At 71.0% G+C, this 12,527-nt stretch carries 11 protein-coding genes and 1 pseudogene; 8 read left to right on the top strand and 4 right to left on the bottom strand.

Going from position 1 to position 12,527, the window contains the following annotated elements; translation table 11 throughout:
- Window positions 1-53: 53 nt before the first annotated feature.
- Window positions 54-1,799, top strand: coding sequence for a S8 family serine peptidase (locus CLV40_RS13040; RefSeq protein ID WP_245931259.1), 1,746 nt, complete (start codon window positions 54-56; stop codon window positions 1,797-1,799).
- Here CLV40_RS13040 and CLV40_RS13045 read toward each other — a convergent pair.
- Entirely contained in the window at window positions 1,796-2,584 is a 789-nt protein-coding gene (locus CLV40_RS13045; protein WP_104479145.1) for an SAM hydrolase/SAM-dependent halogenase family protein, read from the bottom strand. The two genes, CLV40_RS13040 and CLV40_RS13045, sit on opposite strands and share 4 nt — an antisense overlap.
- Before the next feature lie 38 nt (window positions 2,585-2,622).
- Between CLV40_RS13045 and CLV40_RS13050 the strand changes: the two genes are divergently transcribed.
- Together CLV40_RS13050 and CLV40_RS13055 are read left to right on the top strand one after the other, a co-directional pair.
- Complete coding sequence (locus CLV40_RS13050; protein WP_104479146.1) at window positions 2,623-3,501, top strand: phosphoribosylaminoimidazolesuccinocarboxamide synthase; 879 nt, start codon at window positions 2,623-2,625, stop codon at window positions 3,499-3,501.
- 50 nt (window positions 3,502-3,551) lie between these two features.
- On the top strand, window positions 3,552-4,253 hold the full coding sequence (locus CLV40_RS13055; protein WP_245931260.1) for a DUF2334 domain-containing protein: 702 nt from the start codon (window positions 3,552-3,554) through the stop codon (window positions 4,251-4,253).
- Window positions 4,254-4,351: 98 nt separating this feature from the next.
- Here CLV40_RS13055 and CLV40_RS13060 read toward each other — a convergent pair whose 3' ends face one another.
- Window positions 4,352-4,777: a hypothetical protein gene (locus CLV40_RS13060; protein WP_104479147.1), complete on the bottom strand. Its 426-nt coding sequence runs from the start codon at window positions 4,775-4,777 to the stop codon at window positions 4,352-4,354.
- A 1,262-nt stretch (window positions 4,778-6,039) separates the two neighbouring features.
- On the opposite strand from CLV40_RS13060, the pseudogene CLV40_RS40770 reads away from it, so the two are divergent.
- From CLV40_RS40770 to CLV40_RS13085, 5 genes and pseudogenes are all read left to right on the top strand, one after another.
- Window positions 6,040-6,507 (top strand): annotated as a pseudogene (locus CLV40_RS40770) (toxin glutamine deamidase domain-containing protein); the annotation flags it as partial.
- A 283-nt stretch (window positions 6,508-6,790) separates the two neighbouring features.
- Window positions 6,791-6,988 (top strand): hypothetical protein, encoded by a 198-nt coding sequence (locus CLV40_RS13075; RefSeq protein ID WP_104479150.1) that lies wholly within the window; start codon window positions 6,791-6,793, stop codon window positions 6,986-6,988.
- A gap of 15 nt (window positions 6,989-7,003) precedes the next feature.
- Window positions 7,004-8,008, top strand: a complete 1,005-nt coding sequence (locus tag CLV40_RS13080; RefSeq protein WP_104479151.1) for a nucleoside hydrolase — start codon at window positions 7,004-7,006, stop codon at window positions 8,006-8,008.
- Entirely contained in the window at window positions 8,005-9,261 is a 1,257-nt protein-coding gene (locus tag CLV40_RS39475) for a hypothetical protein (protein ID WP_245931261.1), read from the top strand. The genes CLV40_RS13080 and CLV40_RS39475 overlap by 4 nt, the downstream gene beginning before the upstream one ends.
- A gap of 155 nt (window positions 9,262-9,416) precedes the next feature.
- On the top strand, window positions 9,417-10,367 hold the full coding sequence (locus CLV40_RS13085; protein ID WP_281261662.1) for an ADP-ribosylglycohydrolase family protein: 951 nt from the start codon (window positions 9,417-9,419) through the stop codon (window positions 10,365-10,367).
- A gap of 83 nt (window positions 10,368-10,450) precedes the next feature.
- Here the strand turns inward: CLV40_RS13085 and CLV40_RS13090 are convergent, their stop codons facing one another.
- Together CLV40_RS13090 and CLV40_RS13095 are read right to left on the bottom strand one after the other, a co-directional pair.
- A complete protein-coding gene (locus tag CLV40_RS13090) occupies window positions 10,451-11,101 on the bottom strand; it encodes a lytic polysaccharide monooxygenase auxiliary activity family 9 protein (protein ID WP_104479153.1) in 651 nt (216 codons plus the stop codon).
- Between the two features lie 185 nt (window positions 11,102-11,286).
- Window positions 11,287-12,525, bottom strand: coding sequence for a DUF4407 domain-containing protein (locus CLV40_RS13095; RefSeq protein WP_181043474.1), 1,239 nt, complete (start codon window positions 12,523-12,525; stop codon window positions 11,287-11,289).
- Window positions 12,526-12,527 lie beyond the last annotated feature (2 nt).

Consider the following 12,527-nt stretch of genomic DNA (forward strand, 5'->3'; position numbering starts at 1 on the left):
CCTGGGTGATGGACACCCTGCGACTCAGGCATTCCCACACCAGTGGAGGAACTGTGACGATCTGGTCGACTTCCCGGCTCCGCCGCGCGGTGACCGCCGCTGCGGCCGGGGTCAGCCTCGTGGTCGGGATGGCGGGGGTGGCCGAGGCCTCGCCCGGTCTCCCCGCCGCGCCCAAGGCGTCCACCGCGACCGGCGTGCGGTCCTACCTCGTGATCACCGCGCCCAACGACACGGCCGGTGCCAAGACGGCGGTGGCGACCAACGGTGGCACCGTCTTCTCCTCCTACGACGCCATCGGTGTCGTAGTGGCGCATTCGTCCGCGAGCGACTTCGCGACCAAGATGCGCGCGGTAAGCGGTGTGCAGCAGGTAGGTGCCACCCGCACGACGGACGTACCCGCCGAGGCCTCGAACCCGTCGATCCCCGCAGCCCCCACCCAGACGACCCCGACCGAGGCCGAGACCAACCGGCCCGACATGACCCAGATCAAGGCCGACCAGGCGTGGTCGGTCACCACGGGCTCCCCGTCCGTCCTCGTCGGCGTGCTCGACACCGGCGTCGACGACCAGCACTACGACCTCAAGCCCAACTTCGACGCCACCAAGTCCGCCTCCTGCGCCTACGGCAAGCTCGACACCCGTCCGGGTTCGTGGCGCGCCGAGGGCGACCACGGCACGCACGTCGCGGGCACGATCGCGGCGGCCAAGAACGGCAAGGGCGCGATCGGTGTCGCCCCGAGCGTCCACATCGCGTCGGTGCGGATCGCGGAGGTGCCCAGTGGCCTGTTCTTCGCCGAGAACACCATCTGCGCCTTCGTCTTCGCCGCCGACCAGGGTTTCAAGATCACCAACAACAGCTACTACAGCGACCCGTGGCTCTTCGCCTGCCCGAACAACGCCGACCAGGCCGCGACCCTGGAGGGCGTGAAGCGGGCAACCGCGTACGCCGAGGGCAAGGGCGTGCTGAACGTCGTCGCGGCGGGCAACGAGAACTACGACCTGGCGAACAAGGTCACCGACACCACCAGCCCCAACGACTCGAGCCCGGCGTCCCGGCCGGTGAACAACTCGTGCTTGCTGATGCCGGGTGAGCTGCCCGGCGTGGTGACCGTGTCGTCGATCAACTCCCAGAACGTGAAGTCGTCGTTCTCCAACTTCGGCACCGGAAAGATCACCGTGACCGCGCCCGGCGACAGCGTCTACTCGACCCTGCCCGGCGGTCGCTACGGCAACCTGTCCGGCACGTCGATGGCCACCCCGCACGTGGCGGGCGTCGCCGCGCTCATGCTCAGCGCCAACCCCGACCTGTCCGTGGCCGACCTGCGCACCCGCCTCGCCGCCCAGGCCGACGACCTGCCCTGCGCCGACGCCCGCTGCACCGGCACGACCGCGAAGAACAACTTCTACGGCGACGGCCGCGTCGACGCCAAGGACGCGGTCACCCCGGACGCGGCCAAGACCTTCGAGAACACCGCCGACGTGCCGATCCCCGACGGCGGCGCGGCGGTCGACAGCCCGATCACGGTCACGGGCGTACCCGGCAACGCGCCCGGCGCGCTGAAGGTGGACGTCCGGGTCGTCCACACCTACCGGGGTGACCTGGTCATCGACCTGGTCGCCCCGGACGGCGGCACCTTCCGCCTCAAGGCGTCCTCGTCGAGCGACTCCGCCGACAACGTCATCGCGACCTACACCGTCAACGCCGCGACCAAGGTCGCCAACGGCACGTGGCGGCTGCGCGTCCGCGACGTCTACCGCTCGGACAGCGGCTACATCGACTCTTGGAAGCTGACCTTCTAGGTCGCGAGCAGCAAGACCACCGGTGCTCCCGGCCGCGGCGTCAACACCGCGGCCGCGGAGCCCGCGTTGACCGCGATGGCCAGGTGCCCCGCCGAGTCCACCAGCAGCACGGCCGACCCGGCGGGCGCGTCGGCGAAGGTGCGCCCGACGACGGCCTCCACCGACCGGTCCCCCACCTGGGCGTGCACGTAGGTACCCGGCGCCGCGTCGAGCCGGGTCGCAGCGAGTTGGACGTTGCCGAAGCCGTCCACGCCGAGCACCTCGGTGGTCACCCGACCAGCCTCGACCTGGGTGACCGGCGCGGGCAGGCGGACCAGCCCGGCGGGGTCGACGGCGGGCCCGACCTCGTCCGGCCGGGCGCCGCGGGCGAGGTGCGCGGCGGTCGGCGCGAAGACGTCGCGGCCGTGGAAGGTCGCCGAGACCTGCTCCAGGCGGAACTCGGTCAGCTCGTAGGCGGCCGTGATCCCGCCGAGCACCCCAGCGGCGGCGACCAGCAGCCCGTTGTCCGGCCCGACCAGCACCGCCTCCCCGGCGACGACCGCGACGGGTCTGCGGTCGGTGCCGACGCCCGGGTCCACGACGGCCAGGTGCACCGCCGGTGGCAGGTACCCGACGGCCTGGGCCAGCACGGCGGCGCCCCTGCGGACGTCCTGCGCGGGCACGGCGTGCGACAGGTGCAGCACCCGGGCGCGCGGGGCGATTCGACCGATCACGCCCTCGCAAACGCCCGGGTAGGCGTCGGCAAGGCCGTAGTCGGTGGTGAACGAGATCCAGTCGTACCCCATGGGAAAAGTCTTAGGGGTACGCCGTAGGCTGCGCAAACGTGCCGACCCTCGATGACTACCCGCAGATCGCGGCAGGCAAGGTCCGCGAGCTCCACGCCATCGACGACGACCACCTGCTGCTGGTCGCCTCGGACCGCGTGTCGGCCTACGATTTCGTGCTCGAATCGCCGATCCCGGACAAGGGTCGGATCCTCACCGCGATGAGCGTGTTCTGGTTCGAGCTGCTAGGCGACCTCGTGCCGAATCACCTGGTCGCGTGGGACGACGAGCGCATCCCGGCGGAGGTGCGCGGGCGGGCGCTGATCGTGCGCAGGCTCAAGATGCTGCCGGTCGAGGCCGTCGCGCGCGGCTACCTGGCGGGGTCGGGCACCGTCGACTACGACCGCTCGGGCGCGGTCTGCGGCATCGCGCTGCCGGAGGGCCTGGTCGAGGGCGCCAAGCTGCCGTCGCCGATCTACACCCCGGCCACCAAGGCGCCGCTGGGCGAGCACGACGAGAACATCGACTTCGCCGCCACGGTCACCGAGATCGGGCAGGAGCTGGCCGAGCGGGTCCGCGACCTGACCCTGGCGGTCTACACGCGGGCCGCCGAGTTCGCCGCCGACCGGGGCGTCATCCTGGCGGACACGAAGTTCGAGTTCGGCCTGCTCGACGGCGAGGTCGTGCTGGGCGACGAGGTGCTGACCCCGGACTCGTCGCGGTACTGGCCGGTGGAGACGTATTCTCCGGGGAAGGCGCAGCCGTCGTTCGACAAGCAGTACGTCCGCGACTGGCTGACCGGGCCTTCCGGCTGGGACCGCGCGAGCAACACGCCGCCGCCCCCGCTGCCCGCGGACGTGGTCGAGTCGACCCGGTCCCGCTACGTCGAGGCGTACGAGAAGATCACCGGAAGGAAGTTCGCCGACTGGATCGGCTGAGCTACCACCGGCGACACCTGGTAGTCATCCGGTGCCGTTGTGCTGAGCTGGTGACGGCACGACTGGTGGTCTCGCTCGCGGGCGTCGACGCCCCGTCCCTGTCCCGCTGCGCCGCGCTCGCCGACGAACTCGACCGGCGCGCGGTGCCGCTGACCCTGCTGATCGCGCCACGGCACGCGGGCACCCCGGCGGAGTGGGTGCAGTGGGTCCGCGACCGCCACCGCAACGGCGACGACGTGCTCATGCACGGCTTCGACCACACCCCGGACCCGCGCTCGCTGACGCTGTCGCTGGGCCGCCGCGCCGAGTTCGCGACACTGCCCGCACACGAGGCGGGCCTGCGCCTCACCGCCGCGATGTCCGCAATGGAGCGTGCCGCGCTCCCGGTCGACGGCTTCGCCCCGCCACGGTGGATGGCCTCGGCGGGCACGGTGATCGCGTTGCAGCGCAAGGGTTTCCGGCTGTGCGCGGACCTGATGAGCATCCGCGACCTGCACACGGGCATCCGGGTCCGGGCCCGCGTGCACGCGCTGGCGGGCAGCGAGCGAACCGAGTCCTGGCGCGGTTTCGCCCTGGTGCGCACGGCGATCCGCACCGCCCGCCGCGGCGGGACCGTGCGGTTGGCGGTGGATGCCGTCGACCTGACCCGCTCGACCCACCGCGTCGCCCTGCTCGACGCGGTCGATGCCGCCCTCGACAACGCCGCGACCCCACTGACCTACCGCTCGACCACCATCGCAAGAGCCGCCTGACCCCGATCCCACCGATTGGGTCGCAAGCCCCGACCTCGTATGGCATCGTCGGCGGAGCGCAATGGACCCCGATGCCGTCGAGGCCCTCGGTGGCCGCTTCACCAACCGCGGCGCCCACTCCGCGACGGCGTCAACAGCAAGCTCAACATCTCGGCGAGCCAGAGCAGCGCGGGCGTCTTCGGCCAAGTGGCCATGCGCAGCGCCGACAACGCCATCTCCAACGCCCGCCGGGGTGTGGAACAAGCCGCCGGCGCCGCCGAGAACGCGGGCGCCAAGACCAAAGCCACCGCCGCCGCCACCCGCGACGCCGACCAGTCCAACGCCAACCGCCTGAGCAAGGTCGAGCGGTCATCCGCACCGACGGTGAACGGGACAGGACAATCGGCGGATCCGCGCTCCGGCTCCACACCCAACGGTACGGGCCGCGCCCCAACGGCGTCGTCGACACCACCACGCACAAACCCGACGGCAACCCCCTTCACCGGCAACCCGCGCACCGCAACACCAACGAACGACGCGACCACGCGACTCCCCGGGGCGACCCCCGCAACCGCCGGCTACGCGGTTCCCGTCCACCGCGCGGCCTGCGGGCACACCGACCTCCGGCACCGGCGGTGCTCATCCCTCTCCGCACAATCCCCGAGTCGCTTCGGGGGGCGTACCGGATTCGGGGAGGCCCATGCCGCAGGGTATGGCGACCCAACTGGGCAACACCCGCCAGATCCCGACCACCGCCGCCCGACCGCAGTCGCAGCCCGGCCAAGCACCCGGTTCCGCCAAGCCCACAGCCGCACCGAGTGCCTCCCCCGGAAACCGGGCGAGCCGACCACCGCCGTCGCCACCCCCCGCACAAACCGGTGCTCGACCACCGGTCGGGAACCAGAACGGCAGGCACGTGCCGCGCCACGTCAACCCGACACAATCCGGCGCGCACCAGCCGATCGCGAACCAAGCCGCGCGACCGCTGTCGTCGCCAAACCAAGCCGGTCCCGCACAGCCAGGAGCCCACCAGCCAGGCAGGCGGTCGGCTGGGAACCAGTTCGAGAGGCCGCTGGCCGCGCCTGTCCGCGTCAACTCGGCACAACCGGGCGGAGGTCGATCGAGCAGGCCGCAGACCTCGCCGCACCAACCCGCCCCCAACCACACCGACGCGTCCCGCACGGAAACCGGCAGGCAACCGACCTGGCCCGAAAGCGCCGGACCCGCACAACCGAGCACCCGCCTCCCGGATGGCAACCGGGACACCCCTCCCGCCGCGACGCGGTCCGACTCCCAGAGCTCACCTGAGGCGCCTACTCCGGGCGACGCAACGGACTCTCGCAGGCCGCCTAGCGAAACCGGGTCCTCGCCGCGGGCAAGTGATCAACCTGCGGCTGCCAACCACGACACAGGCAAGGACACCCCTTCCGGAGAGGGAAACCCGGACAGGTCCTCGGATCGACCACTGGCCCCTAAGGACATCGCGCGCGTTGGAGCCGGACGGCCCAGCCCGTTCGCACCAGTCCGGAGAGCAGACGGGAGTTCCCACGCGGGCAGGCGATCGGGAACGCCGTGGGTCGCTCGCCTCAAGGCTGGACCAGCTCACCGAGATCAGCCATCCGAGCAACGAGATCCACCCGTACGACATCGCGCCGTACACGCGTGACCTGGCTCGGGTACTCACCGGGGAGTCGGCGCGGTCACGCACCGACTTCTCGGATACGGCGATCGCCACCAATCCGCCGAGCCAGGCAGCCATCCACTCGACGAGCACAGACCTGGCGCGGGCGAGGTACTTCAGTGGCAGGACCACGACGACTTCAACAGCGTCATCTCGACTATGAAGGACCTGCCTGAAGGGTCCCGCGGCGTTGTCGCCGACAACTACCCCGGCGGCGAGCACGGGCACGTCATGCGCGTGGTGCACACCGAGCACGGCATCGCTTTCGTCGATCCGCAAAGCGGTGACCTGGCATACCTCCCGCCCAATGCCCACTCCGTCAAGTTCCTTCCTACGCACAACCCGAGTCCCCAACTGAGCTCCCCGTCCCCTCGGCACACGGCGAATCCCCTTCGGACTCGGAGAATTCCGATGGGAACGACGGCGCCGATAGTCACTCCGCAGACGATGGACCTGCCGAATCCCCCCTACCCGAGGACCGTGACCCCACCGAGCACACTGGGGACCCCGGCGCCAACGACAATCGTGACGCCGCCGTCGCCGAAGTGGCCGCAGACCTCGGCATCACCGATCCCGAGCAGATCCGCGCCCTGATCCCACGCCTACGAGGTCGCCCGCGAGTGCACCGCTCCGGTGATCGTCGACGTGGCGACCCGCGTGCCCGACGACGTTTCGGCACTGGTCGCCCAGAACCCCGACCGCCGGGTGGTCTTCCTCGGCCGCGACGGCCACAACCTGGCCCTGGCGACCAAGATCATGCAGCCCGAGTTCTTCACCGGCACTGCAGCGAGATCGTCCTGTCCCGCGCCGTGGTGGAGGGGGCGATGCGAGACCTGGAGAACCTTGGACGGCAGTTCGACGGCATCGACGAGTCCGGATGCACCACCGGAAGGTCGACGAGACCATGATCCCCGGCACCTACTTCCGCCTCAACGACTACCTGCACGACACGGGCATCGTGGCCGAAACCATTGAGCGGCTCGGGATGGACGAGGACACCGCGCGCCGTGTGGGCGGCCTACAGCGAGCACGAGACCAAGGCCGAGCGCAAGCGGTTCGCCGCCGAGTTGGCTGAACGAGGAGGGCTGCGGTGAAGCACAGCGACTACGACGACGAGTTCGGCATCAACGAGACCATCCGCGCGACGAAGGACAGGTCGGACCGGTTCAACCTGGGCTACGAGCCGAAGGCGTACTTCCCGCCCTCGCGCCGCGACACCCCGATGATCATCGACACCGACGCGGGCGGTGACCCCGACGACGCCATCGCGCTCATCGCCGCCGCCGCCGAGCCCACCTTGGCCCTAGTCCTCACCTGCGACGAACTCGGCGGCGAGCGCGCCCGCTTCGTCCGGCGCCTGCTCGACCTCCTCGGTCGCCCCGATGTCCCCGTCGTCACCGGTTCCGACCTCGGCAACACCCGGCTGAACTGCATCGACGGCCTGACCCCGCCGCACGTCCCGCACCAGCCCGACGACATCCGCGCGGCCGTGGCGAAGGTGCTGGACTCGACCACGGGCCCGGTCCGCTGGGTCGGCATCGGCCCGGCCTCCAACCTGGCGGCCCTGCTGACCGAGCGTCCCGACCTGGCCGAGCGCTTGGCGGTCTTCCAGGTCGGCGGCGCACTGCGCTACCGCGACCCGGAGCGCGCCGACCACAACTTCCGCACCGACATCCCCGCCGCGACCGCCCTGCTGGGCCTGGTCCGGCTGCCATACCTGCAGCTCTCCGAGACCACGTTCACCCCCGAGGTGGAGATCGCCAAGGACTCACCGCTGCACCGCCTGCTGGCCGACCCCACAGGCCCGGAGTGGGCCCGGTTCGTCGCGGCGCACATGGACCAGTGGTACGCGAAGTTCCACCACGCGACCATGCAGCACGACGCGCTCGCACTGTCGAGCGCGATGGAACTCCCCTTCGCGGGCTACTACCGCGCGCAGATCGCCATTGACGAGCGCGCCCGGACCACAGTGGTTCCGGATGGCATCCACGTGCGACTGACCGGCGTCACCCACCACGAACCGTTCATGCGCTGGCTCACCGAACAGATCGAGACCGCCATCGCGGCGGGGACAGGACCGGCGGCGCAAGCATGACCGTGCAGACCAAGGAACAAGCCATCGCCGTGGCCGAGGCGTGGTTGCGGGACCGGTACGGCCCGGAGCTGACCAGCGACGGCGAGCCGCTGCGCATCAAAGAACCCGGCGTGCACCGGGAGAGCCGCTACTGGTGGGTTCCCTACGAGCTCGACGGATCGTCCGGCAACGCGTTCATGCCGCCGCGCACGTTGTTGGTGCACGTGGACGGCAGCGAGGTCGAACACCTCCTCATGTCGCCGCACGCCCCGGTGTGGTTGTTGCCCGCGTTGTGGCCGGAGCCGTCGGATGCCGATCTCGCCTGGGCCGCCGAGCACCCGGGCGAGGAGATGGTCGTGGTCGACCCGGAGTGGGACCGCGAGGAGTTCCCGGGTCTGGAGGTGCCGCAGGCGGCCGTGCTGGGCTGGCGCCTCGTGGGCACGGACGGGCAGCCCACGGACCGGGTCCGAGTCAACCCGCACGCCAGGTCCGGGATGACCTGGCGCGGGCTGCCCGCCCCGACGAGCAGGATGGACAAGCTGGTCCGCTACTACTGGGCCCAGTGGCTGCACGACCTGTCCGGTCTGGCGGCCATCCTCGACTCCACCGTGTACCTGCCGTTGAAGGACAACGGGGCGGTGCGGCTGGTGAAGCACCCGGACGGGGTGCGCGCCGAAGCGTGGAGTTCGCTGGACATGCTGCCCAGCGGTACCCGCTCCTGGTACGAGATCAACCTGCGGGACGCATTGCTGTCACTGGCTGTGGATGTCGACGAGATCGTGGTCAACCCCGGCCACGTGCTGTCGTTCGACCTGAACTCGACCGCGGTGGAGCACGCCAGAGACCTTCCCCGCGCCACGCCGGAACAGCCCGTCGTGGTGGTGCGGGCGCCGGAAACCCGCGTTGACGACACGTGGCTGGGCTTGTCCGCCGAGGACGCCGAGTTCGTGCGGGGGTCCGTGGTCGCCGCCGCGGATCAGGCCCGTGCGCACGGCAGGCACCTGGACGAGCGGGAGTGCGTGGAGATCGCCACCTGCCTGGCCGCCCCCTGCACGGTCGCGCCCAGCCGGTGTGGGCGCAGGCGTTCTACACGGTCGACGGCTCGGGAGCGACTCGAACGCTGGGCCCACCCACGTTCGGCAAGGCGAGCCCGCGGATCGGCGCGGGCCGCCGGTTCTCCTGGTACCGGCTGGTCGGCGCGTTCGCGGGTGTGGCGGTGGCCGAGCAGTACGCGGGCACCATCGGCATCGGCCCGATCACCGCCGCGTTGCTGAGGGGAGCGGAAGACCTGCTGCGCACCCACGCCCCCGCTCGCGCGGCGGGTTGGCTCGACCAGGTCCCCGGCTTCCCGATCGAAGATCGCACCGGGGCCGTGGTGGGCGCACTGCTGGGTGCGATCGGCGGTGCCGAACCGGACGCCGCGCTGCTGGTGATCTTGCTGACCGGCGTGCTGAGGAAGGATCCCCTGGGAATCGCGCCGAGCGTGCTCATCGCCAAGCTGCCCACCGATGGCCCACACGATGCGGTACTGCGCCAGGTCAAGGAGAACCGTTCCCGGGACTTGGTCAAGTCCGTCGCCGAACGCGTCGAGTCCTTCGCGGACGGACACAGCCCGGAGTCGGTGCTGGGCCGTGCACTGCTGATCACGTCGATCTTCGACTACGACCCGGCCGCCGCGCTGCGCGCCGCCGTCGACCACGATGGTGACCGCGCTGCTGTCGCCGCGATCGTCGGCGCGCTCGTGGGTGCCCGGCATGGCCTCCCGGGACTGCCACCGGGCAGCCGATCAGTCCTGGACCTGGTGGAGTCCGTGGCCACAGACCTGTTCGTGGCCTTCGACATGGAGCAGCCTGAGGAACCTCCGGTCCCGGTCGACCACCCAGGCCTGCCCCCGGTCACCGACGCCCTCCGCGCCGAGGGCAGGAACAACCCCGACGGTTGGGTGTGGTGCCACGACTCGGAAGCCGACCACCGCCTCCTTCCCGAGCCCCCGCCCGCCGCACTTCTCGGCGCGTACAAGGTCGGGCCGGATGGTGAGCTGACCGGCGAGGTGTACCTGGACCCGAACTACCGCCCAGGTCCAGCCAAGCGCGGGTTCCCGTTGCCGCGCAACGAGTTCGAGGACGTGCTCAACCTGGTGACGGCCGAGTGGCTGCCGCCCGACCGACTCCCCGCGGCCCTGCTCGCGGCGCAAGTGCTGTTCGTGCCCGGCCCGGATGGTGTGCCGCGGGTGAGCGTGGACGAGCAGGGAACCGCTTCCTGGTGGTGTACTCGTCACCGGCCTACCTGCCGCCGGGTGTGCGCGCGACCTCGGCGCCCGTGTCCGCCCTGCGGGGACTCCTGGCGGACACGCTGGTCGTCGTCAATCCCGGTGGTGTGATGAGCGTGGAGATCCCTGGTAGCGACGTCTGAGCGCGCGGATCGGGGGGCCACCAGCGCGGTGGCCCCCCGATCCGCGGGAAGTCAGCTGCCCAGGATGACGTCCGAGCAGGAGTAGAAGGCCTCGCCGCTGTCCGGCTTGTGACGCTGCCAGATCGAGTAGATCAGGTGGCGGCCGGTGTGGCCCGCCGGGATGGTGGAGCGCAGCTGGTAGCTGCCGCCCGAGGTGGGCGGGTTGAGCTGCTTGTAGAACGGCGTCGGTTCCAGGTCCGACCACTTCAGCGGCTGGGTCGGGTCCCAGCCCTGCTTGGTGATGTACAGCTCGAACGTGCCCGGGTGCGACGCGGTGATCTTGTACTTGAAGGTGAACGCCGTGCCGCCCGCGGGCAGGTTCGTCGCGGGCCAGTCGGCGCGGGGCAGGTCGATGCCCTTGTACTTGTCGCGGCCCGCGCTGCACAGCTTCCCGTCGGGGATGATCTCGCGGCTGCGGCCGTTGGCGTTGGGCTGGTTGACCTCGTCCCAGTCGTAGATCGGCCAGGCCTCGCCCGCCCGGACGGCCGCCTTGCAGGCCGCCGACTTCGGGTTCTCGGGTCCCTCGCTGAAGCAGCGGTAGATCCGGCTGATGGGGTCACCCATGGAACCGTGCGCGGAGGCGGGTGTCACCAGCACCACGCTCAGCCCCAAGATGGCCGAAGTCATCGCCCCCACCCCGGCGAGCGCTCGACGCAGCCTCATCACTCATCCTCCTCACGGCACCAATAGGTCTAGACCATAATGGGCCGCCACCCCCGGGCCCGGTACCCCCATTCGCAGTACGTCGGAAATTTTCAGACCGCTAGACGGTCACGCATTTCCGCTGGTCAAGCAACGTTTGACAGTTAAGTGGGAACCGGCGGGCGGTATCGCCCCCCTCGTCCTTTTCACCGGGGCAGACCGACCCCGCGCGACCGGTCGGCCCCGCGCCGAAGATGGGGAATGGTCTGCTCCCCCGGCTGCTCGGCGCGCCGCAGGTCCCTCCGGTAGTCCCGGCGCGCCTCGGCGAGGTCGAGTTCGGCGCGGTACTCGGCGCGCTCGTCGGCGACGTCGGCCGCTCGCCCGATCGCCCGGATCTCCAGCGCCTTGGCGGATTTGACGTGCTCGGCGAGCAGTTGTTCGTAGAGCGTCGGCGCGCCGAGCAGCTGCATCAGCTTCACCAGCACCGGCAGCACCTCCAGCGCGGCGAACAGCAGGAACAGCACCCAGTGCGCGCTCCCCAGCCCGGGGCGCTTCGCGGTCAGTGAGTCCAGCGCCTCGATCCGGGCCAGCAGCCCCGCCTCCCGGCTGCCCTGGGCGAACTGCCGCCGGTCCAGGTCCTGCGCGTCCGCCAGCGACTTGCGCTCGACGCCGAGCCGCTCAGCCTCCGCCCGCGCGGCGTCGACCGTGCCCCGGTGCGCGCCGACGGCGTCCGCGCGCGCCTGCTCGTAGCCCGCCTTGGCCCGGTTGTAGTTGTCGTACGCGCGTTCGGCCGCCTGCGCCTTGTCCCGCTGCGACTGCCCCACACCCGCCCTGCCCGTACCGCAGGTGCCGTCGAGTTCGCACTGGGCCTCGCCGTTCGCGACCTGGTACTGCCGCCACGCCTCGTCCACCGCCGCCTTGGCCTCCACCACCGGCCGCTCACCATCCACAGTGGACCCCGCGACGCGGTTCCACTCCGCGATCTTCGCGTCCGCCTCGGCGATCCGATCGCTGCGCGCGCGGTCGTCCGCGGCGAACGCGGCCTGCTTCTCCTGCGCCAAGACCTGAAGCTCCAGGTTGACCTCCGGCTCGAAGATGCGCAGCACCAACGGGGTGGAGATCACCACGCCGAGCAGGACCGCGAGCGCGAGCCGGGGCAACGCGGTCAGCACGGCGGCGAGCACGCCGTTCTCCCGGCTCATGGTGATCACCAGCAGCCGGTCCAGGTTCAGGATGACCAGCCCCCACGCCAACCCGCCCAGCACCGCACCGACCGGGGGCACGCGCAACGCCATGACCAGCGCGAACGCCGCCGAGGCCGCCGCGATGGCCGCGGTGGTGAGCAGCACGCCCCCGGTCGCGGCGTAGCGGAAGCGGTCGGTCGGCGTCTTGGCGAGCAGGTCCGGCCGGGCGCCGCCGACGCGCGCGAGGAACCCGCCGATCACCG

Origin of the sequence: Actinokineospora auranticolor (assembly GCF_002934265.1) — a bacterium.
Classification (GTDB): Bacteria; Actinomycetota; Actinomycetes; order Mycobacteriales; family Pseudonocardiaceae; genus Actinokineospora; species Actinokineospora auranticolor.

What these genes read in the sequence shown, in the direction of transcription:
- CLV40_RS13045 (WP_104479145.1), bottom strand. Translation starts at nt 2,584, where the DNA reads ATGGGGTACGACTGGATCTCGTTCACCACCGACTACGGCCTTGCCGAC.
- CLV40_RS13075 (WP_104479150.1), top strand. Translation starts at nt 6,791, where the DNA reads ATGCACCACCGGAAGGTCGACGAGACCATGATCCCCGGCACCTACTTC.
- CLV40_RS39475 (WP_245931261.1), top strand. Translation starts at nt 8,005, where the DNA reads ATGACCGTGCAGACCAAGGAACAAGCCATCGCCGTGGCCGAGGCGTGG.
- CLV40_RS13090 (WP_104479153.1), bottom strand. Translation starts at nt 11,101, where the DNA reads ATGAGGCTGCGTCGAGCGCTCGCCGGGGTGGGGGCGATGACTTCGGCC.